The sequence below is a fragment of the Geodermatophilus sp. SYSU D01036 genome, assembly GCF_054050435.1.
In genome coordinates this window covers 444,714-464,079 of the sequence record NZ_JBJGZJ010000001.1, presented here as the reverse complement: position 1 = coordinate 464,079, position 19,366 = coordinate 444,714, and the positions used below count along the sequence as shown (strand labels likewise).

Sequence of the window (19,366 nt, the reverse complement as noted above, 5' to 3'; positions counted from 1 at the left end):
GAGACGCAGACGCGCGCGCGCGCGCCGCGCGCCGGCGGCGGCGCCCCCCCCCCCCCGCCCCGCCCCGCCCCCCCCGGCCGGCCCGCCCCCCCCCCCCCCCCCCCCCCACGCCTGCCTCAGAGCATCGTGCGGAGGCGCTCGCGGCGGGCGCGCAGGACCTCGACCGGCGCGGAGGCCGACGGCGGGCCGGGCACGTGCTGGCGCAGCTGCGTGTGCACCACGGCGTGCGGCGTCGACGTCTTCGCCGACACCCGGCTGACCAGGCGGTTGATCTCCCGCCGCAGCTCGGCGACGTCGCGCCAGCCGCGGCCCGCGTCGTCCTCGTCGGGGTGGTCCTCGACGATCGGCAGTTCGCCGGTGTCCTCCTCGTGCACCCGCTGGGCGATCCGCAGCCGCAGCTCGTCGTCGCGCTTGGCCAGCAGCGACGCCGTCTGCTCGGCGGTGAGCAGCCCGGGGATGCCGAGGAACTCCTCGTCCTCCGGCGCGACGGCGACCGCGCCGGAGCCCTCGCCGGTGTGCGCCGTCCCGCCGTGCAGCACGTGCGCGAACCGGGCCTCGGCCTCCAGCGCCTCCCACTGCTTGAGGCCGACCGCCTCGCGCTCCTTGGGCGGCAGCGGGTCGAGGTCGAGCGCCTCGGGGTCCTTGGCCTTCGGGGGCGGCATGACGTGGTTGCGTTCCTTCTCCATGGACGCCGCCAGGCCGAGCAGCGGCCGCACCGCGGGGAGGAACACCGTCGCCGTCTCGTGCGCCGCCCGGGAGCGGACGACGCGGCCGACGGCCTGGGCGAAGAACAGTGGCGTCCGGTAGGAGGTCATCCACGCCAGGACGGCGGCGCGCGGGACGTCGACGCCCTCGGAGATCATCCGCACGCAGACGGCGATCCGCGCCGACCCGGCCGAGAAGCGCTCGATCTTCTTCGACGCCTTGGGGTCGTCGGACAGGATCAGCTCGGGCGCCTTGCCGGTGATCCGCTTGACGATGCGGGCGTAGGCGCGGGCGTCGTCCTGGTCGCTGGCGAGGATCAGCCCCGCGGCGTCGGGCATGCCGCCGTGCTCGCGCAGCTGGGTGATCCGGTCGTCCATCGCGGCGACGACGTGCGGCACCCACTGGCCCTTGGGGTCCAGGGCGGTGCGCCAGGCGGCCATCTCCACCGAGCGGGTGCCGGCCTCCGACAGGGACGCGGCCACGACCTCACCGGCGGAGTTCCGCCAGCGCGAGGTGCCGGTGTAGGCGGCGAAGACGACCGGGCGGACGACGTTGTCGGCCAGCGCCTCCTTGTAGCCGTAGGTGTAGTCGGCGCGGCTCACCAGCCCGGCGCCGGCCTCCCCGGCGTCGCCCTCGAAGCCGTCCTCCTCGTAGCGCACGAAGGGGATCCGCTCGTCGGGTTTGGTGCGGAACGGCGTCCCGGTCAGGCACAGCCGGCGGGCGGCGAACCCGTAGGCCTCCTCGATGGCCTCGCCCCACGACAGGCCGTCGCCGGCGTGGTGCACCTCGTCGAGGATCACCAGCGTCTTGACGGCGGTGGCGCGCGCGGCGTGCAGCATCGGCTTGCCGGCGACCTGCGCGTACGTCGTCACGTAGCCCTGGGTGCCGGCGCGCACCGGGCCGACCGCGTTGGTCAGGCCCGGGTCGAGCACGATGCCCATCCGGTCGGCGGCGTCGGCCCACTGCATGCGCAGGTGGTCGGTCGGGCAGACCACGATCACGCGGGCCACCTCGCGCCGCTGCAGCAGCCGCGAGGCCAGCGTCAGGGCGAAGGTGGTCTTCCCGGCGCCCGGGGTCGCGGTGACCAAGAAGTCCTTGGGGGAGGACTCCTCGTAGCGCTCGAGCGCCACCTGCTGCCAGGCCCGGAGCGGTCGGCTGGTCGTCTGCGGGGCGACCGCCCCCGCCCGTGCTGCACTCGCCATCTCGCGGCCCATCCTGCCTGCGCGCGGGGGGACACGCCCAACCGGCCACCTCCCGCGCGCCCGCCCGGAGCCGTCGTATACGCGGCCCGCGGCACGCGCCCGACCTGCGGCTTCGCACTCGCCCACCGGTCCGGCGTGGCAGGCCTCACATCGGGAACGGACCGGTCCGGCGCGTCCCGCCGGCCCCATCCGCCCCGTCGTGCCGAGCCGCGCTCAGTGCGTGAGCTCGAACCCGATCACGCGACCGACGATGCCGAGCAGGAGGCCGAGCGCGGTCGCCCACACCGACTCGAGGGCACCGGACGGGACGACGACGAGCCGGGAGACGACGAGCCGGGAGACGACGACTCCCGAGGACGCCGTCCTGTCGCTGTCCGGGTACGGCGCCGCTCGTCCGGGGGGCCGTTGCGGCCCCGTCCCCACCGTCGTACACCCCGGCCGTCCCGGGTGGTGGGGACGGCCACCGCCTCAGGAGGTCAGGCCCTCCAGCACCGTGAGCGCGCGGTCGGCGTCGTCGACGGGGACGAACAGGTGGTCGTGGTGGTACCCGGCCACCACGTTGCAGCTGATCCCGGCGGCGGCCAGCGCGGTGCTCACCGCCGCGGTCAGCCCCACGGCGGCGAGGTCCGAGTGCACGTGCAGCGTCACGCGGGCGGCGGGGAGGTCGGACGCCAGCCCGGCCCGGTCGGCCTCCTCGCGGAGGACGACCACCGTCAGACCCTCGTCCTCCCGCACGGTGGCGAACGGCGTCAGCCCCGCCGGCACCTCCGGGCCCGGGACGGTCGCGAACACGTACGTCCCCGGCGCGCGCCGTGGCGCCATGCCGGCCAGGAGCCGATCCAGGTCCCGTTCGCCGGCCACGCGAGCATCCTGCAGGCATGACCGAGCCCGAGTACGCGGGACTCCGCGAGCGCGCGGCGAAGGGCGACCGCGACGCCGTCGACGAACTGATCCAGCTCGCCGGGGAGCGCGGCGACCTCGCCGAGCTGCGCCGGCTGGCCGACCTCGGCTCGCGCGACGCCGCGGACGAGCTCGTCGAGCGGGCGAGCGAGCTCGGCGACCTCGCCGAGCTGCGCCGGCTCGCCGAGGAGGGCAACGCCGACGCCGCTGACGTCCTGCACGAGCTCACCGAGGAGTGAGACGACCGCGGCCCCCGGGTCACGGGGACCAGGGGGCCGCGGAGAGCTCAGTCGGCGGGCTCGTCGACCCAGTCGGGGCCGTTGACCTCGCCCGGGCCGGCCAGGTCGGCGGCGTCGACGATCGTGTACGCGTAGCCCTGCTCGGCGAGGAAGCGCTGCCGGTGGGCGGCGTACTCGGCGTCGAGGGTGTCGCGGCTGACCACCGTGTAGAAGTGCGCCTGCCGGCCGTCGGCCTTCGGCCGCAGCACCCGGCCCAGCCGCTGCGCCTCCTCCTGCCGCGACCCGAAGGTCCCCGACACCTGGACGGCGACCGCGGCCTCGGGCAGGTCGATGGAGAAGTTGGCGACCTTCGAGACGACGAGCGTCTTGACCTCCCCGGCGCGGAACGCGTCGAACAGCTTCTCCCGCTCGCGGTTGGTGGTCGACCCCTGGATCACCGGGGCGTCCAGCGCCCGCCCGAGCTCGTCGAGCTGGTCGAGGTAGGCCCCGATGACCAGCTTCTGCTCGTCGGGGTGCCGGTCGAGCACCCGCCGGATCACCGGCAGCTTCGACGACGCCGTCGCCGCGATCCGGTACCGCTCCTCGGGCTCGGCGACCGCGTAGGTCATCCGCTCCTCGTCGTCGAGACCGACCCGCACCTCGATGCACTCGGCCGGGGCGATGTAGCCCTGCGACTCGATGTCCTTCCACGGGGCGTCGTACCGCTTGGGCCCGATCAGCGAGAAGACGTCGTCCTCCCGCCCGTCCTCGCGCACGAGCGTCGCGGTCAGCCCGAGCCGGCGGCGGGACTGCAGGTCGGCGGTGAGCCGGAAGATCGGCGCCGGCAGCAGGTGCACCTCGTCGTAGACGATGAGGCCCCAGTCCTGCGCGTCGAACAGGTCCAGGTGCCGGTACTCGCCCTTCCGGCGGGTGGTCATCACCTGGTAGGTCGCGATGGTGACCGGGCGGATCTCCTTGCGCTCGCCCGAGTACTCGCCGATCTCGTCCTCGGTGAGCGTGGTGCGCGCGAGCAGCTCGCGCTTCCACTGCCGCCCCGAGACGGTGTTGGTCACCAGGATCAGCGTGGTCGCCCCGGCCTGGGCCATCGCCGCGGCGCCGACCAGCGTCTTGCCCGCGCCGCAGGGGAGGACGACGACGCCCGAGCCGCCGGCCCAGAACCCGTCGACGGCCTCCTGCTGGTAGTCGCGCAGGTGCCAGCCGTCCTGGGCCAGCTCGATCGGGTGCGCCTGCCCGTCGACGTAGCCGGCGAGGTCCTCGGCCGGCCAGCCCACCTTGAGCAGCGCCTGCTTGAGCCGGCCGCGCTCGGAGGGGTGCACCACGACCGTGTCGGGGTCGATCCGCGCGCCGAGCATCGGCGCCACCCGCTTGGAGCGGATGACCTCCTCGAGCACCGCGCGGTCGGTGGTGGTGAGCACCAGCCCGTGCACCGGGTTGTTGACCAGCGTCAGCCGGCCGAAGCGGTCCATCGTGTCGGCGACGTCGACCAGCAGCGCGTGCGGCACCGGGTAGCGCGAGTAGCGCACCAGCGCGTCGACGACCTGCTCGGCGTCGTGCCCGGCGGCGCGGGCGTTCCACAGCGCCAGCGGGGTGACCCGGTAGGTGTGCACGTGCTCGGGCGAGCGCTCGAGCTCGGCGAACGGGGCGATGGCCGCGCGGCACTCGCGGGCCGCCGGGTGGTCGACCTCGAGCAGCAGCGTCTTGTCCGACTGGACGATGAGGGGTCCGTCGTTCACGGGGATGGGGGCCTCTCCTCGGCGGGTGGGCGTCTGTCAGGTCAACCGTTGCCGGCGGCCGGTGCTTCCTCGTCGACCAGCGCGACCGAGGTGATCCGGTGCACCGCGAAGGTGCGGTTCTCCTGCCGGCGCTCGTCCCACCCCTGGAGGAAACCACCGGCCAGTGACACCGGCTGCACCACGCGCTGGCTGCCGCTGCCCTGGGCGTCGACGTAGCCCAGCCACACCGAGGTGCCGTCGCGGATGGCGCGGGACAGCAGCTCCAGCGTGCCCGCGGTGGTCACCCCGGGGACCTGCCGGATCGGGGCGGTGGGCCGGGCGGCGAGCGCGGCGTCGCCGGCCCGGATCTCGCGGACGGTCGCCTCCGCCTCGGCCGGCGTCAGCGGGCGCCCGGCGGCCGACGGCGGCGGCCCGGGGCGGCGGCCGGCGGCGCGGGGCCGGGCCGGCGGGCGGGTCAGGACCGCACCGCCCGGCGACTCCCCGGCCGGCGCGTACCCGGCGGCCCGCAGCACGGTGAGCACCTCGTCGGCGCCCAGCCCGCTGACCAGCACGCCCGGGGCCAGCCGGCGCAGCTCGGCACCCGCCGTCCGCCGGTCGCCGAGCACCTGGGACAGCAGCCCGTGGTCGTCGGAGCGGACGTAGCACTCGATCGCGCCGACCCGCAGCCGGCCGTGCTGCCGCGCGACGTCGTCGACCAGGTACCGCAGCGCCTGCGGCACCGGCGTCCGCGAGGCGCGGGCGAGGAACTCGTGCAGGTCGGTGGCCGACCACCCGGCGTCCAGCGCCCGCCGCACCGAGGACTCCGACACCCGGAACACCGTCGCCCCGCCGGAGGACTCGACGTCGGCGACGACGGCGAGGGTGTCGGCGAGGTCGGACACCAGCGGGCCGGGCGCGACGAGGGTGAGGTCGGGCTGGGCGAGGACGTGGTCGACCGGCTCGGGCAGCAGCCCCTGCACCCCGTCGGCGGCGCCCTCCTCACCGCGGGTCAGCAGGCCGCGCCCGCCGGAGGACAGCACCCCGCCCACCAGGACGCCGAGCCGCGCGGCCTCGGCGAGCATGTCCGGCACCGGCGCGAGCCGGTCGGCGCGGCGCGGGGTCCGCCAGCGCAGCAGCGCGACCAGGTCGTCGGGTGCCAGCCCGTGGCCGGGCGGGGCGTCCAGCAGCGCGGCCAGCGCCGAGCGGCGGATCGCCGGGGCGGTGTGCCGGACCAGGTCCGGGGACAGCGCGTTGACCGCCTTGCCCGCCATGTCCCGCGACCCGACCAGCGAGGGCAGCCGGGGGCTGTCCAGCCAGCCGGCGACCAGCGTCGCCCACCGGTCGGGCAGCGGCTGCTCGCGCCACAGGTCGTAGCCGCGGGTGGGCAGCCACTCGTCGCGGTGCGGCCCGCCGACGTCGAGCAGCCCCGCGGCGAAGGCCAGCTCCAGCAGCCACCCGGCGTCGGCCTCGGACACCGACAGCGCCCTGGCCAGCCGCTTGCGGTCGCGGACGGCGACCCCGCCGCTGCGCAGCAGCCCGGCCGGCTCCTCCTCGAGCACCGCCAGCAGCTCGCCGACCCGCCCGACCGCCTCCAGCGCCGCGCCGGCGGCCTGCCGGTCGACCGCGGCCGGGTCCCGCTCCACGGCGGCCGGTTCCGGGCGCAGCCGCGGCGGGCCGTAGGGGAGCTCCCCGCGCAGCAGCAGCCCGATCTCCCGCGGCAGCTCGACGTTGAGCGCGTCGATGCGGGCCAGCAGCCCGGCCTGCAGCAGCCGCCGGGCGGGGGAGGCGGCGCCGCCGCCGGTCTCGGGCAGGTGCCCGACCGGGCGGTCGCCGGCCAGCCGCTCGAGCACCTCGCGCTCGGCGGGGGCCAGCCCGCCGACGGTGGCGGCGAGGTCGGCGGGCAGGGTCACACGCAGCTCGACGGCCCGGCGGCCCAGGCCCGCGGGGTGGCGGACGGCGCGGCGCACCTGGTCGGGGGCGTGCAGGACCTCGTCGCCCCACAGCAGCGCCCGGGTGGTCAGTCGCTCGATCGCCGCGTCGACGACGTCCTCGGGCAGCCCGGGGAGCGCCGCGACGACGTCGGCGGCGTCCACGCCGTCGGTGGGGGCGAGCAGCACGACGTCGAGCACCTGCAGGGTGGCGGCGTCGAGGTCGTCGAGGGCGCGGTCCACCGACACGGGCACCGCCAGCCGGCTGGCCAGCGCGACGACGTCGGAGGGCGCGGGCCGGGCCACGTCGGGCCGCGCGGCCAGCAGCGCCCCGAGCTGGGCGTCGCTGCGGGTGCGCAGCCACGCGGCCAGCGTGGCGGGGCGGTCGGCAGGCATCCGGACCACGTTACGTCCGCGCCCGCCCGTGCCGCCCGGACGGCCGGTCCTGCCAGCATGGACGCCGTGCAGCCGGCCGCCGACGACCCGCACACCCGGACCGCCCTCGAGGGCTACCGGGCCGGCGCGCTGCGCTGGCTGGCGGGCGGGCTGATCGCCGTCGTCCTGGCCGTGCTGCTCGGCGCGGTCGCCGTCGCCGTCGCGGAGGACCGCGGCCGGCCGGTGCCGCTGGCCGGGACGGTCGTCGTCGGCTTGGTCGTCGGCGGGCTGGTCGCCGCCGGCGCGGGCCTCGGCGCGCTGGCCCGCGCCCTGCGGTGGCGGCGGGCGCTGGGCGCCGTCCCCTGGCAGCGCGGGCTGCTGCGCATCGCCGGGCCGGCGATCGTCGCCTTCGAGCCCGAGGGCTACGACGAGTGGGACCCCACCCACGAGCCGGTGCGGCTGACGCTGGTGAGCACCTCGGTCTGGCGCACCCGCCAGGTGCAGGGGCTCGACGGCGGCGAGGTGCGGCTCGCGCCGGTCGGCCCGGGGGAGTGGGTGCTCACCGCCGAGGGGCTGCCCACCCTCTACGGCGCCCGGTCGGCCCGGGCCGCCCGCCGCGCTCCCCGCGAACGGGGGTGACGTGGGCGGGGCTGCTGCGGGTAGGACCAGGGGCACGCGAGAATGACGCCGCACGTGCGCCCCCCGGGGGAGCGCACCGGACACGGAGGCGAGATGGCCAAGCGCAACGAGAAGCACGCCCACCTGGTGGAGCCGACCTGGGGCCGGTCGGAGAACGCCGGCCCGCCGGTCACCGAGTTCCTCGGTGAGATGGCCGGCCCGCTGTCGCCGTTCGGCGAGGACCACAGCTTCCCGCTCCCGCCGGACCGCATCCGGTACGCGCACCCCACCGACAAGCCCAACCGGGCCGGGGTGCAGCTGCCCGAGAACCGGCGGCCGTGACCACCCCCGCGCTGCCGTCCTACGCCAGCGGCACCTCGACCGTCCCCCTGCTCGGGGACACGATCGGTGCGGACCTCGACCGGACGGCGGCGCGGGTGGGCGACCACGAGGCGCTCGTCGAGTGCGCCACCGGCCGCCGCTGGACGTACCCGCAGCTGGTCGCCGACGTCGACGCCTGCGCCCTCGGCCTCGACGCCCTCGGCGTGCAGAAGGGCGACCGGGTCGGCATCTGGGCGCCCAACTGCGCCGAGTGGGTGTTCGTCCAGTACGGCACCGCCAAGCTCGGGGCGATCCTGGTCAACATCAACCCGGCGTACCGCACGCACGAGCTGGCCTACGTGCTGAAGCAGGCGGGCATCTCGGTGCTGGTCGCCGCCCCGGAGTTCAAGACCAGCGACTACCGGGCGATGGTGGCCGAGGTCCGTGACGACTGCCCCGACCTGCGCGAGGTCGTCTTCCTCGGTGACCCGGAGTGGGAGCGGCTGCTGGACACCGGCCGGGCCGCCGACCGCGGGCTGCTGGCCGAGCGCGCCGCCGAGCTCTCGCCCGACGACCCGATCAACATCCAGTACACGTCGGGGACCACCGGCTTCCCCAAGGGCGCCACCCTGTCCCACCACAACCTGCTCAACAACGGGTTCTTCGTGGGCGAGGGCTGCGGCTACACCGAGGCGGACCGCATCTGCATCCCGGTGCCCTACTACCACTGCTTCGGCATGGGCATGGGCAACCTCGGGGCCACCAGCCACGGCGCCACGATGGTCATCCCCGCGCCCGCCTTCGACCCGGCGGCCACGCTGCGGGCGGTGCAGGACGAGCGGTGCACGTCGCTGTACGGCGTCCCGACCATGTTCATCGCCGAGCTGGCGCTGCCGGACTTCGGCACCTACGACCTCTCCAGCCTGCGCACCGGGATCATGGCCGGCTCGCCGTGCCCGGTGGAGGTGATGAAGCGGGTGGTCGCCGAGATGGGCATGACCGAGGTGACCATCTGCTACGGCATGACCGAGACCTCCCCGGTCTCCACCCAGACCGGCGCCGACGACGACCTCGACCGCCGCACCTCGACCGTCGGCCGGGTGCACCCGCACCTGGAGGTCAAGGTCGTCGACCCCGAGACCGGCATCACCGTGCCGCGCGGGACGCCGGGGGAGTTCTGCACCCGCGGCTACTCGGTGATGCTCGGCTACTGGGACGAGCCGGAGAAGACCGCCGAGGTGATCGACGCCGCCCGCTGGATGCACACCGGCGACCTCGCCGTCATGGACGAGGCCGGCTACCTCAACATCGTCGGCCGGATCAAGGACATGGTCATCCGCGGCGGGGAGAACGTGTACCCGCGCGAGGTCGAGGAGTTCCTCTACACCCACCCCGACGTCGTCGACGCGCAGGTGATCGGCGTCCCCGACGAGCGGTACGGCGAGGAGCTCATGGCCTGGGTGCGGCTGCGCGAGGGCGCCGAACCGCTCACGCCGGAGGCGCTGCGGGAGTTCTGCGCCGGCAAGCTGGCGCACTACAAGGTGCCCCGCTACGTCAAGGTCGTCGAGGGCTTCCCGATGACGGTGACCGGCAAGGTCCGCAAGGTCGAGATGCGCGAGGTGTCGGTGAAGGAACTGGGCCTGGAGGCGGCGGCCGCGGTCCGCAACGCCTAGGGGGCGAGCTTCACGAGCACCCTGGACACCAGGGTGCCGACGACGACCCACACCAGCGCGGCGATCGCGGCGTTGACCGTCTCGCCGATGCGCGGGTCCGACGGGCGGAACAGGTCGACGGTGAACCAGCCCAGGTTCTCCCGGACGTCCGCGGCGGCCGACACCAGCGTGTTCGCGGGGTTCGCCTCGAAGAAGGTGAACACCGCGTGGACCACGATCACCGCCGCCACCAGCGAGGCGACCAGGCGCACCGCCGAGGCGACCAGGGTGAACGCGCGGGTGCCGACGTCGGACGCAGCCATGGGCTGATCGTGACACCTGTCGCTGTCACGACGCCAACCGCCTCACCCGACCGCGCACGGCACCACCAGCGCCCGGTGGTCCGACAGCGGCAGCCGCACCACCTCGGCCGGGCCGGTGGCGGTCACCGGCCCGCGCGCCAGCACGTGGTCCAGCTGCCGGACCGGGACGTCGGCGGGGAAGGTCAGCCCGGCCGCCAGCGGCCGCAGCCCGCTGACCCGGGCGGCCTTGCGCGGCTCCATGTTGAGGTCGCCGAGGACCAGCAGCGGCTCGCGCGTCCCGCGCAGCGACCGCACCAGCCGGCGCAGCTGGACGGTGTTCCAGTACGGCACGAACGACAGGTGCGTGCAGGTGACGGTGAACTGCCCGGTCGGCCCGTCGATGACGGCGGCGACGGCGACCCGCGGCTCCTCGCTGACCAGCTGCGGCGCCCGCGCGCCGCGGAACCACACCGGCACCCGCCCGGGCAGCGTCGGCAGCCGCACCACCCGCCAGGACACCACCGGGTACCGCGACAGCAGCGCGACGCCGTAGCTGGCCGCGCCGGGCTGCTCGTCGCCGGTGGCGGCCATCCACGTGCCGCCGGGCGTCCCCGACAGCGCGGCCACGAACTGGTGGTCGACCGCGCCCATCGCCTCGGCGGCCACCGCGGTGAGGTCGGCGTTCATCGAGCGGGGCTGGTCGCGGTCGACCTCCTGCAGCGCCAGGACGTCGGCGTCCAGCGTCTTCACCGCCGTGGCGAGCCGGTCGACGTCGACCCGGTCGTCCTCGGGTGAGCGCCCGTGCAGGATGTTGAAGGTCGCGATGCGCACGGGGTCTCCCGTGCCCCCGCGGGCGGGGCTCAACCGTGCGTGACCGGCCGGACGCCGGGTAGACGCACCCCGTGCTGCCCTCCGACCGCGACGAGATCCGTGACCTCCTCAAGCGCACCGCCGTGGCCCTCAAGGAGGGCGGCGTGCCCTTCGCCCTGTGCGGCGGCTACGCCGCGTTCGTGCGGGGCGCCCCCGAGCCCGACCACGACGCGGACTTCCTCGTGCCCGCGGCCGAGGCCGAGCGGGCGGCCAAGGTGCTCGCCGACGCCGGCCTGCAGGTGGAGGACCCGGCCGAGGACTGGCTGACCAAGGTGGTGCAGGGCAACTCGTTCGTCGACGTGCTCTGGCGCACCTGCGGCAAGCCGGTGGAGACCGACCTCATCGACCGCGCCGAGGACGTCTCGGTCCTCTCGGTGCACATGCCGGTCCTCGCGGCCACCGACATCCTGATCACCAAGATCATGACGCTGGACGAGCACTACTGCGACTTCTCCCGGCTGCTGCCGGTTGCCCGGGCGCTGCGCGAGCAGGTCGACTGGCCCGCCGTCCGGCGGGAGGTCGCCGACAACGACTTCGCCGTCGTGTTCCTCGACCTGCTCGGCCGGCTCGGCGTCGTCGAGCCCGAGGTGGTCAGCGGCTGAGCAGGGTCGCGGCGGCCGCCGCCGCCGTCGCGACGACGGCGGCGGTGGCCAGCGCGACCGCGGCCGGCGCCGACGCGGGGGTCCGGGCCAGCGCGCGGGCCCGCCGCCGCGCGAGGACGCCGAGGACGCCCAGCCCGGTCGCCGCCACCGCGGCCGCGAGGACCAGGGGCAGCACCCGCGCGTCGAGCACGGCGTGGGAGCCGAGCACCGCGGCGACGCCGAGCAGGCCGAGCCCGGTCCGCTGCCAGGCGAGGACGGTGCGCTGCGGCTGGGTCTCCGGCGCGGTCATCAGGCGACCTCGACGACCAGCAGCACCGCCACCAGCAGCACCACCGCCGAGACCAGCGCGACCAGCGCCGGGACCTCGGGGCCGGCGCGCAGCGGGGCGTCGGTGGCGATCGCCTGCTCGTTGCGCCGCCACCGCCGGTAGCCGGCCAGCGCGGTGCCGAGGCCGGTCGTCACGAGGGCCAGGCCGACCGCGCCGCCGCCCCAGGAGGCCCCGAGCCGGGGCACGTACGCCGCCACCGCCACCCCGCCGGCGACCAGCGCCAGCCCGGTGCGCAGCCAGGCCAGCAGGGTGCGCTCGTTGGCGAGGGTGAACCGGTAGTCCGGGTGCGGGGGGCCGGGGTGCCCGGCGGACTCGGACGCGGGCGGCACCCGGCCAATCTAGGTGCGCGGGACGGCTAACCTGGCAGCGAGCGGTGCGCCCGCGCCGCCGTCCGCCGGCCCCCGCGCCGGGACACCCGCGAGCAGAAGCGACCCGAGGGATCAACGTGCCCACCGGCAGAGTCAAGTGGTTCAACCCCGAGAAGGGCTTCGGCTTCCTCTCGCGCGAGGACGGGCCCGACGTCTTCGTGCACAAGGACGCCCTGCCCACGGGCACCGCCGAGCTCAAGCCGGGACAGCGCGTGGAGTTCGGCATCGTCGCCGGCCGCCGGGGCGACCAGGCGCTGCAGGTGCGGGTCCTCGACCCGCTGCCCTCGGTGGCGGCCAAGGTGGCCGAGTCCCGGCGGAAGAAGCCCGACGAGCTGGTCCCGATCATCGAGGACCTCATCAGGCTGCTCGACGACGTCTCGAACTCCCTGCGCCGCGGCCGGCACCCCGACCGGGCCGAGTCGCGCAAGGTCGCGGCGGTGCTGCGGGCGGTCGCCGGGGACCTCGAGGCCTGAGGCTCAGCCGGCCGGCGTCGGGGTGGGTGTGGTGCCCACCTCGCCGCCGGCGCGCAGGAAGCCGACCGGCCAGGAGCCGGTGAGCAGGCAGTCGTCGTGCTCGTCCTCGACGACGACGAGGTAGTACGCCGGCGGGACGACGTCGGAGCTGTTGATCCCGTCGAACGTCGTCGTGCCCGCGTCGACGTCGACCTCGCCGAGCCGCTCCTCGAGGCGCTCGTCGAACACCTGCACGCTCCAGCCGTTCGCGGCGACGTCCTCGGGCACGGTCAGCTCGATCGGGGTGTCGGGGGAGACCTCGACCAGCGGCGGCGTGACGTCGTAGCGCTGCCCCTGGCCGGACCCGCAGTACTGGGTGGGCTGCGCGGTGACCTCCTGCGGCCCGGCGGCCACCGTCACCTCCGGGGGCGTGTCCGAGGAGCCGGACGAGCCGCCGCACCCGGTCAGCACGGCGGGGAGCGCGCCGGCCAGCAGGACCGCGGCGGCGCGGGTGGGGGTCTTCACGGGCGGGGTGCCTCCGGCACGGTCGGGGCGTCGGGCGCGACGGGGGCGGCGCCCGGGACGGTGGGGGCGTTCGGGTCGACCGGCGCCCACCGGCGGCGGCGCGGCGTCCACAGCACCAGCCCGACGGCGAGCACGAGCAGCGCGGCGGCGACGGTGAAGCCGAGCCAGCCGATCGGCGGCAGCGCGATCCCGAGCGCGCCGCCGAGGACCCAGGCCAGCTGCAGGACGGTCTCGGAGCGGGCGAACGCCGAGGCGCGCAGGCTCTCGGGCACCTCGCGCTGGATGATCGCGTCGAGGGCGACCTTGCCCAGGGCGTTGGCGACCGCCGCGACCCCGGCGACGGCGGCCGCGGTGGCCAGGCCGAAGAACACCGCGGCGAGCACGGTGACGGCGGCGGCGGCGCCGGCCGACCACACGACCACGCGGTCGGGGTCGGCGTGGTGCAGCCGGGACCCGATGCCGGTGCCGAGCACGCTGCCCGCCCCCGCGGCGCCGGCGATGGCGCCCAGCGCGAGGCTCGCCTCCCACCCGCCGGAGACGGTGGCCTGGACGAGGAACGCGGAGAAGATCGTCAGGAAGCCGCCGAGGCCGCGCAGCGCCGCGTTGGCCCGCAGCGCGAGCACCACGTGCGGGTTGACCGGGCGGCGCCGGCGGCCGGCGACCGGCACGGGGCCGGTGCTGAGCACGTCGGCCGGCTGCTCGCCGGTGGGCACGTCGACGTGGCGGGGCAGCCGCACGGCGAGCACCCCGGTGACGGCGAAGACCGCGGCGGTCGCCCACAGCAGCGGCTCGAAGCCGAGGGCCCAGGCCAGACCGGCGCCGATGCCGCCGAAGACGCCGGCGGTGACCAGCCCGAACACCGACAGCCGGGCGTTGGCCGAGGTGAGCGACATGGCGCCGGGCAGCACCCGCGGGACGACGGCGGCGCGCAGCACGTTGTGCGCCTTGGACAGCACCAGGACGCCGAGCGCCGCGGGGTAGAGCAGCCAGTCGGTCTGGTGCGCGGCCATGACCAGCGCCAGCGCCGCCCGCCCCAGCGAGGCCGCGCCGAGCGCCCAGCGGCGGCCGCGCTGCAGCCGGTCCAGCAGCGGGCCGATGACCGGGGCGACGACGGCGAACGGCGCCATCGTGACCAGCAGGTAGAGCGCGACGTTGGCGCGCTGCGCGTCGGCGGCCGCGGCGAAGAAGAGGGTGCCGGCCAGCGAGACGGCGACCATCGCGTCCCCGGCCATGTGCAGCGCGTTGACCCACAGCAGCTGGGTGAGGCCGCTCTCGGCGGCGCCGTCGGCGCGGCTGGCGGCGCGGACCCGGGCGGCGGCCGCGCCGGTGAGCTCGCGGGTGCGGGCGACGGCGACCCGGGTGACGGTCACCCGCGGCTGGGCCTGCGGCGGCTGCTCCTGCGGGGGCGGTGCCGGGGGGAGCGCCTGCGGCGGAGGGCCGTACCCGGGCGGCGCCGGGTTCGTGGGTGGGCCGTACGCGGGTGGGCCGTACGCGGGCGGCACGTACCCGGGCGGGGGCACCGCGGCCTGCGGCCGGGTCCCCGGTCGGGGCAGGTCCAGCGGGGTGGTGTCCAGGCGGTCGGGCGGGACCGCGTCCGGCCGCGACCGGCGCAGCGGGCCCCGGCGGGACCCGGGCGGACGCGACGACGGCACGCCCCCATGGTGCCGCACCTGCCCGGCAGTCCGGGCGGGCGTGATCACGCGGGTCCCCGCGTGCGCGTCGTCGGCACCCCCGTCTGGGAACATGGGGTCGTGACCCCCGATCCCGCCCCCAGCGACGTGCTGACCGGCGCGGTCGACCTCGCCCGCGCCGCGGCCGAGGAGACCGCCGGCGACCCCGCGGTGGTCGGCGAGCACCTGGGCGCCACCCCGGAGCAGCCCGGGGACGCCGCGACCGCCGTCCTCGGCGAGGTGGTCACCCACTCGTTCGCCAGCCGACTGCCCGGCTACGTCGGCTGGCACTGGGCGGTCACCCTCGCGCACGTGCCCGGCGACGACGTGGCCACCGTCGACGAGGTCGTGCTCCTGCCCGGCGACGCCGCGCTGCTGGCGCCGGCGTGGGTTCCCTGGCACGAGCGGCTGCGCCCGGGCGACCTGTCGGTGGGCGACGTCCTGCCGGCCACCGAGGACGACCCGCGGCTGGTGCCCGCCTACACGACCGAGGACGACGCCGCGGCCGACCCCGAGGCGCAGGCCCTGGCGAGCGAGATCGGCCTGGGCCGGGAGCGGGTCATGTCCCGCGAGGGGCGCAGCGCCGCGGCCGCCCGCTGGCTGGCCGGGGACTTCGGCCCCCGGGCCCCCATGGCGCGCCAGGCCCCGGGCCCGTGCGGCACCTGCGGCTTCTTCCTCCCGCTGGCCGGGTCGCTGCGGAACCTGCTCGGCGCCTGCGGCAACGAGTACGCGCCCGCCGACGGCCGGGTGGTCGCCGTCGACTACGGCTGCGGCGCGCACAGCCAGGCCACCCTCGCCGTCGGGGAGCCGGCCGAGGTCGTGACGTCGGCCCGCTACGACACCGCGGAGTTCGACGTCCTCACCGACTAGCGGCCCTGCCTCAGCGGCGAGGCCCGAGCTGGCCCTGCCGGCGCATCACCGCCAGGCCCACGCCGGCCAGCGCGATCCCGGCCACGCAGGTCCACGTCCACACGCGGTCCACCCGGTCGCCGAGGAACAGCAGGACGACGAGGGCCAGCGCCCACAGCGCCGTCAGGGCGAGGACGACGCGCGCGGTGTCGACGCGCAGCGGGGGAGGGGCCGGCTTCAGGGGGCCGGGTGCAGCGGGGCGGGACACACCGCCGACACTAGGCGGCGTCCCCCGGAGACCGGCGGGGAGGCGCGCGTGCGGTGTGGCACGCTGTCGCGGCTCACCGCCCGGCAGCCGCATGTCCGCAGGAGCCCGCATGCCCGAGAAGTCCCGTCCCGCCCGCGGTGCCCGCGCAGCCCGCGCCGCCGCCCCCACGGGGGGCACGCCGGCCGACGTCGCGGTGGAGGCGCCCCGGCCGCGCCGCAGCGCCGGCCCGCAGGTCCGGCCGCGCAACGGGCTGGACCGCTGGTTCGGCATCAGCGCCCGGCGCAGCACGCTCGGCCGCGAGGTGCGCGGTGGGCTGACCACCTTCTTCACGATGGCCTACATCGTGGTGCTCAACCCGATCATCCTGTCCGGCGCCGACGTCACCGGGGCCACGCTGCCCTTCGGCGCGGTCGCCGCGGTGACCGCGCTGGTCGCCGGCGCGCTGACCGTCGTCATGGGCATCGTGGGCCGCTACCCGTTCGCGCTGGCCACCGGGCTGGGCATCAACGCGATCGTCGCCGTCTTCGCGGCCACCCAGCTGTCCTGGCCGGAGATCATGGGCCTGGTCGTGCTCGAGGGCCTGCTCATCACCGTGCTCGTGCTCACCGGGTTCCGCCGGGCGGTGTTCGAGGCGATCCCGCCGCAGCTGAAGACCGCGATCGCCGTCGGCATCGGCTTCTTCCTCACCATCATCGGCCTGGCCGACGCCGGGGTGATCCGGCCCGGCTCGCCGCTGATCAGCTTCGGCGTGGGCGGCCAGCTCGCCGGGTGGCCGCTGCTGGTGTTCGTCGTCGGCCTGCTGCTCACCGCCGTGCTGGTCGTGCGCCGGGTCAAGGGCGCGCTGCTCATCGGCATCGTCGTCTCGACCGTGCTGGCGATCGTCATCGAGGCGGTGGCCGGGGTCGGTGCCCGCACCCCGGACGGCGGCAACCCGCGCGGCTGGGCGCTGCAGGTGCCCAGCCTCCCCGACCAGGTCGTGAGCGCCCCCGACCTGTCGATCGTCGGGCAGTTCTCGCTGTTCGGCGGGTTCGAGCGGATCGGCGTCGTCGCCGCGCTGCTCATCGTCTTCTCGATCATGATCGCCGACTTCTTCGACACCGTCGGCACGGTCACCGCCGTCGGCGCCGAGGGCGGCCTGCTCGACGAGAAGCGCAACCTGCCCGGCTCCCAGCCGGTGCTGCTGGTCGACTCGATCGCCGCCGCGGCCGGCGGCGCGGCCAGCGTCTCGTCGAACACCACCTACATCGAGAGCGCCTCCGGTGTCGCCGACGGCGCCCGCACGGGCCTGGCCAGCGTCGTCACCGGCGTGCTGTTCCTCGTGGCGATGTTCTTCACCCCGCTGGTGCAGGTGGTGCCCTCGGAGGCCGCCGCCCCGGCGCTGGTGATCGTGGGCGCGCTGATGATCAGCCAGATCCGCACGCTCGAGTGGGACGACATGAGCCTGGTCATCCCGGCCTTCCTCACCATCGCGCTCATGCCGTTCACCTACTCGATCACCAACGGCATCGGCGCGGGCGTCGTCAGCTACGTCCTGCTGCGGACGGCGGTCGGCCGGCGGCGGGAGATCCACCCGCTGATGTGGGTGATCGCGCTGGCGTTCGTCGTCTACTTTGCGCTGGAGCCGCTCCAGCAACTGTTCTGAGCGGCGCTAACGACCGGTAGGCTGGGGTCGTGACCCGGTCGACGCTGGACACCGCAGCGCTGGCCCACGACCTCCGCCTGGCGGTGATGCGCTTCTCCCGCCGGCTGCGCAACCAGCGGGTCGACACCTCGGTCACGCTCACCCACCTCGCCGCGCTGTCCACGATCCAGCGGCACGGCGCGATGAGCCCGGGGGAGCTGGCCGCGCACGAGCGGGTGCAGCCGCCGTCGATGACCCGCGTCGTCGTCGCGCTCGAGGGCATGGGCCTGGTCACCCGCACGCCGCACCCGACCGACGGCCGGCAGGTGGTCATCGACCTGACCCCGGCCGCCGAGACGCTGCTGGCCGAGGAGGCCCGGGCCCGGGAGGCGTGGCTGTCGGGCCAGCTGCAGCGGCTCACCCCGCAGCAGCGGGCGACCCTGCGCGAGGCCGCGGAGATCATGGAGGAGCTCGCCGGTGGGTGACGTCCACGCCTGCTGAACCCGGCTCGGGGGGACCGGCCACCAGCGGGCGCAGCCCGTTCCGGTCCCTCCGCGTGCACAACTTCCGGCTCTACGCGTCGGCGAACCTGGTCAGCCTGACCGGCACGTGGATGCAGCGCATCGGCCAGGACTGGCTGGTGCTGCAGCTGTCCGGCGACAGCGGGGTGGCGCTGGGCCTGATCACCGCCCTGCAGTTCGGCCCGACGCTGCTGCTGAGCATGTACGGCGGGGTGCTGGCCGACCGCTACGACAAGCGCCGCGTCCTCGTCGTCACCCAGGCGCTCATGGGCCTGCTGGCGCTCGGCCTCGGCGCGCTCGTGGCCACTGGCGCCGTCGCGCTGTGGCACGTGTTCCTGCTGGCCGGCGCGCTGGGGTGCGTGTCGGCGGTCGACGCCCCGGTACGCCAGGCGTTCGTCTCGGAGATGGTCGGCGGCGACCTGCTCGCCAACGCGGTCGGACTCAACTCGACGATCTTCAACGGCGCCCGGCTGGTCGGCCCGTCGCTGGCCGGGCTGCTCATCGGCGCCTCGGGCGGCGACACCGCGCCCGCGTTCCTCGTCAACGCCGCCAGCTTCGTGTTCACCATCGGCGCGCTGCTGCTCGTGCGGGCCGGGGAGCTGCGCCGCAGCGAGCCGGTCGCCCGCGCCCGCGGGCAGCTGCGGGCGGGGCTGGCCTACACCTGGTCGCGCCCGGACCTGCGGCTGGCGATGGTGCTGGCCTTCGTCATCGGCACCTTCGGGTTCAACTTCCAGGTCACCATCGCGCTCATGGCCCGCGAGGTGTTCGACCTCGGCGCCGAGGCGTTCGGCCTGCTCTCGACGACGTTCGCCGTCGGCTCGCTGACCGGCGCGTTCCTGTCCACCCGCCGCAGCGCCCGCCCGCGGCAGCGGTTCCTGGTCACCTCGGCCGTCGTGTTCGGGCTGCTCACCGTGGCCTGCGGCCTGGTGCCGGGCTTCTGGGCGTTCGCCGTGCTGCTCGTGCCGACCGGCGCGGCCGCCCTGGTGTTCAGCGTCGCCAACAACAGCTTCGTGCAGCTGGGCGCCGACCCGCAGATGCGCGGGCGGGTGATGGCGCTGTACTTCACGTCCTTCATGGGCGGCACGCCGCTGGGCGCCCCGCTGATCGGCTGGGCCTCCGAGCACCTCGGCGCGCCGTGGGGGCTGATCCTCGGCGGGCTGGTCGTCGTCGCGGCGGCCGCCGTCGCGGGGCTGTGGCTGGCCCGGGGGCGGCGGGTCCGGCTGGAGGCCCACGTGCTCCCGCCGCGGCTGCAGCTGCACGTGGGCACGCGGACCCTCCCGTCGCTGGCTCCGGCGGACGCGGGGGGAGGCCGGACGCCGTCCCACGACGTACCGTGAC

At 75.9% G+C, this 19,366-nt stretch carries 21 protein-coding genes and 1 riboswitch; of the genes, 10 read left to right on the top strand and 11 right to left on the bottom strand.

Translation table 11 applies throughout. The features are described 5' to 3' along the window. Nucleotides 1-116: 116 nt before the first annotated feature. Nucleotides 117-1,907 carry a DEAD/DEAH box helicase gene (locus tag ACI8AR_RS02430; protein WP_457049555.1) on the bottom strand — a complete coding sequence of 597 codons (1,791 nt, stop codon included), beginning with the start codon at nt 1,905-1,907 and terminating at the stop codon, nt 117-119. 353 nt (nt 1,908-2,260) lie between these two features. Then, nucleotides 2,261-2,325, bottom strand: a riboswitch (guanidine-III (ykkC-III) riboswitch). A gap of 50 nt (nt 2,326-2,375) precedes the next feature. Then, nucleotides 2,376-2,768: an ACT domain-containing protein gene (locus ACI8AR_RS02425; RefSeq protein WP_457049554.1), complete on the bottom strand. Its 393-nt coding sequence runs from the start codon at nt 2,766-2,768 to the stop codon at nt 2,376-2,378. Nucleotides 2,769-2,785: 17 nt separating this feature from the next. Here ACI8AR_RS02425 and ACI8AR_RS02420 point away from each other — a divergent pair, with 17 nt between their 5' ends. Then, complete coding sequence (locus tag ACI8AR_RS02420) at nt 2,786-3,046, top strand: hypothetical protein (protein ID WP_456936789.1); 261 nt, start codon at nt 2,786-2,788, stop codon at nt 3,044-3,046. 47 nt (nt 3,047-3,093) lie between these two features. Here the strand turns inward: ACI8AR_RS02420 and ACI8AR_RS02415 are convergent, their stop codons facing one another. Together ACI8AR_RS02415 and ACI8AR_RS02410 are read right to left on the bottom strand one after the other, a co-directional pair. Beyond that, nucleotides 3,094-4,779, bottom strand: a complete 1,686-nt coding sequence (locus ACI8AR_RS02415; RefSeq protein ID WP_457049553.1) for a DNA repair helicase XPB — start codon at nt 4,777-4,779, stop codon at nt 3,094-3,096. Between the two features lie 41 nt (nt 4,780-4,820). Continuing rightward, nucleotides 4,821-7,082, bottom strand: a complete 2,262-nt coding sequence (locus ACI8AR_RS02410; RefSeq protein WP_457049552.1) for a helicase-associated domain-containing protein — start codon at nt 7,080-7,082, stop codon at nt 4,821-4,823. A 57-nt stretch (nt 7,083-7,139) separates the two neighbouring features. Here ACI8AR_RS02410 and ACI8AR_RS02405 point away from each other — a divergent pair, with 57 nt between their 5' ends. From ACI8AR_RS02405 to ACI8AR_RS02395, 3 genes are all read left to right on the top strand, one after another. After that, the gene (locus ACI8AR_RS02405; protein WP_457049551.1) at nt 7,140-7,700 is read left to right on the top strand and encodes a hypothetical protein; all 561 of its coding nucleotides are present in this window, start codon (nt 7,140-7,142) and stop codon (nt 7,698-7,700) included. A 93-nt stretch (nt 7,701-7,793) separates the two neighbouring features. Further along, the gene (locus ACI8AR_RS02400) at nt 7,794-8,021 is read left to right on the top strand and encodes a hypothetical protein (protein WP_456936793.1); all 228 of its coding nucleotides are present in this window, start codon (nt 7,794-7,796) and stop codon (nt 8,019-8,021) included. After that, the gene (locus ACI8AR_RS02395; RefSeq protein WP_456936794.1) at nt 8,018-9,673 is read left to right on the top strand and encodes an AMP-binding protein; all 1,656 of its coding nucleotides are present in this window, start codon (nt 8,018-8,020) and stop codon (nt 9,671-9,673) included. The genes ACI8AR_RS02400 and ACI8AR_RS02395 overlap by 4 nt, the downstream gene beginning before the upstream one ends. On the opposite strand, the gene ACI8AR_RS02390 is transcribed toward ACI8AR_RS02395, so the two are convergent. Both ACI8AR_RS02390 and ACI8AR_RS02385 read right to left on the bottom strand, forming a co-directional pair. Beyond that, a complete protein-coding gene (locus tag ACI8AR_RS02390; protein ID WP_457049550.1) occupies nt 9,670-9,975 on the bottom strand; it encodes a hypothetical protein in 306 nt (101 codons plus the stop codon). The two genes, ACI8AR_RS02395 and ACI8AR_RS02390, sit on opposite strands and share 4 nt — an antisense overlap. Nucleotides 9,976-10,017: 42 nt before the next feature. Beyond that, a complete protein-coding gene (locus tag ACI8AR_RS02385) occupies nt 10,018-10,785 on the bottom strand; it encodes an endonuclease/exonuclease/phosphatase family protein (RefSeq protein WP_457049549.1) in 768 nt (255 codons plus the stop codon). A 71-nt stretch (nt 10,786-10,856) separates the two neighbouring features. Between ACI8AR_RS02385 and ACI8AR_RS02380 the strand changes: the two genes are divergently transcribed. Next, the gene (locus ACI8AR_RS02380; RefSeq protein ID WP_457049548.1) at nt 10,857-11,426 is read left to right on the top strand and encodes a nucleotidyltransferase family protein; all 570 of its coding nucleotides are present in this window, start codon (nt 10,857-10,859) and stop codon (nt 11,424-11,426) included. Here the strand turns inward: ACI8AR_RS02380 and ACI8AR_RS02375 are convergent. Continuing rightward, nucleotides 11,416-11,715 carry a DUF202 domain-containing protein gene (locus ACI8AR_RS02375; RefSeq protein ID WP_457049547.1) on the bottom strand — a complete coding sequence of 100 codons (300 nt, stop codon included), beginning with the start codon at nt 11,713-11,715 and terminating at the stop codon, nt 11,416-11,418. The genes ACI8AR_RS02380 and ACI8AR_RS02375 overlap by 11 nt on opposite strands. Beyond that, nucleotides 11,715-12,083 (bottom strand): YidH family protein, encoded by a 369-nt coding sequence (locus tag ACI8AR_RS02370; RefSeq protein WP_457049546.1) that lies wholly within the window; start codon nt 12,081-12,083, stop codon nt 11,715-11,717. The genes ACI8AR_RS02375 and ACI8AR_RS02370 overlap by 1 nt, the downstream gene beginning before the upstream one ends. 116 nt (nt 12,084-12,199) lie before the next feature. On the opposite strand from ACI8AR_RS02370, the gene ACI8AR_RS02365 reads away from it, so the two are divergent. Continuing rightward, entirely contained in the window at nt 12,200-12,595 is a 396-nt protein-coding gene (locus ACI8AR_RS02365; RefSeq protein ID WP_457049545.1) for a cold-shock protein, read from the top strand. A 3-nt stretch (nt 12,596-12,598) separates the two neighbouring features. Here the strand turns inward: ACI8AR_RS02365 and ACI8AR_RS02360 are convergent, their stop codons facing one another. Together ACI8AR_RS02360 and ACI8AR_RS02355 are read right to left on the bottom strand one after the other, a co-directional pair. Further along, nucleotides 12,599-13,099 (bottom strand): DUF2771 family protein, encoded by a 501-nt coding sequence (locus tag ACI8AR_RS02360; protein WP_457049544.1) that lies wholly within the window; start codon nt 13,097-13,099, stop codon nt 12,599-12,601. After that, nucleotides 13,096-14,751: an MFS transporter gene (locus tag ACI8AR_RS02355; protein WP_457049543.1), complete on the bottom strand. Its 1,656-nt coding sequence runs from the start codon at nt 14,749-14,751 to the stop codon at nt 13,096-13,098. Before ACI8AR_RS02355 ends, ACI8AR_RS02360 begins: the two co-directional genes overlap by 4 nt. A gap of 99 nt (nt 14,752-14,850) precedes the next feature. On the opposite strand from ACI8AR_RS02355, the gene ACI8AR_RS02350 reads away from it, so the two are divergent. Then, nucleotides 14,851-15,639: a DUF3027 domain-containing protein gene (locus ACI8AR_RS02350; RefSeq protein ID WP_457049542.1), complete on the top strand. Its 789-nt coding sequence runs from the start codon at nt 14,851-14,853 to the stop codon at nt 15,637-15,639. A gap of 10 nt (nt 15,640-15,649) precedes the next feature. On the opposite strand, the gene ACI8AR_RS02345 is transcribed toward ACI8AR_RS02350, so the two are convergent. Further along, nucleotides 15,650-15,886 carry a DUF2530 domain-containing protein gene (locus ACI8AR_RS02345; protein WP_457049541.1) on the bottom strand — a complete coding sequence of 79 codons (237 nt, stop codon included), beginning with the start codon at nt 15,884-15,886 and terminating at the stop codon, nt 15,650-15,652. A gap of 109 nt (nt 15,887-15,995) precedes the next feature. On the opposite strand from ACI8AR_RS02345, the gene ACI8AR_RS02340 reads away from it, so the two are divergent. The 3 genes from ACI8AR_RS02340 to ACI8AR_RS02330 all read left to right on the top strand — a co-directional run bounded on the left by ACI8AR_RS02340 (nt 15,996) and on the right by ACI8AR_RS02330 (nt 19,365). Then, nucleotides 15,996-17,528 (top strand): NCS2 family permease, encoded by a 1,533-nt coding sequence (locus ACI8AR_RS02340; RefSeq protein WP_457049540.1) that lies wholly within the window; start codon nt 15,996-15,998, stop codon nt 17,526-17,528. Between the two features lie 29 nt (nt 17,529-17,557). Then, the gene (locus tag ACI8AR_RS02335; RefSeq protein ID WP_456928086.1) at nt 17,558-17,992 is read left to right on the top strand and encodes a MarR family winged helix-turn-helix transcriptional regulator; all 435 of its coding nucleotides are present in this window, start codon (nt 17,558-17,560) and stop codon (nt 17,990-17,992) included. A gap of 71 nt (nt 17,993-18,063) precedes the next feature. Beyond that, complete coding sequence (locus tag ACI8AR_RS02330) at nt 18,064-19,365, top strand: MFS transporter (RefSeq protein ID WP_457049539.1); 1,302 nt, start codon at nt 18,064-18,066, stop codon at nt 19,363-19,365. Nucleotide 19,366: the final 1 nt, after the last annotated feature.

Excerpts from the sequence above, each read along its gene's own strand:
- ACI8AR_RS02430 (WP_457049555.1), bottom strand. The coding sequence starts at position 1,907 with ATGGCGAGTGCAGCACGGGCGGGGGCGGTCGCCCCGCAGACGACCAGC.
- ACI8AR_RS02420 (WP_456936789.1), top strand. The coding sequence starts at position 2,786 with ATGACCGAGCCCGAGTACGCGGGACTCCGCGAGCGCGCGGCGAAGGGC.
- ACI8AR_RS02410 (WP_457049552.1), bottom strand. The coding sequence starts at position 7,082 with ATGCCTGCCGACCGCCCCGCCACGCTGGCCGCGTGGCTGCGCACCCGC.
- ACI8AR_RS02405 (WP_457049551.1), top strand. The coding sequence starts at position 7,140 with ATGGACGCCGTGCAGCCGGCCGCCGACGACCCGCACACCCGGACCGCC.
- ACI8AR_RS02400 (WP_456936793.1), top strand. The coding sequence starts at position 7,794 with ATGGCCAAGCGCAACGAGAAGCACGCCCACCTGGTGGAGCCGACCTGG.
- ACI8AR_RS02390 (WP_457049550.1), bottom strand. The coding sequence starts at position 9,975 with ATGGCTGCGTCCGACGTCGGCACCCGCGCGTTCACCCTGGTCGCCTCG.
- ACI8AR_RS02375 (WP_457049547.1), bottom strand. The coding sequence starts at position 11,715 with ATGACCGCGCCGGAGACCCAGCCGCAGCGCACCGTCCTCGCCTGGCAG.
- ACI8AR_RS02340 (WP_457049540.1), top strand. The coding sequence starts at position 15,996 with ATGCCCGAGAAGTCCCGTCCCGCCCGCGGTGCCCGCGCAGCCCGCGCC.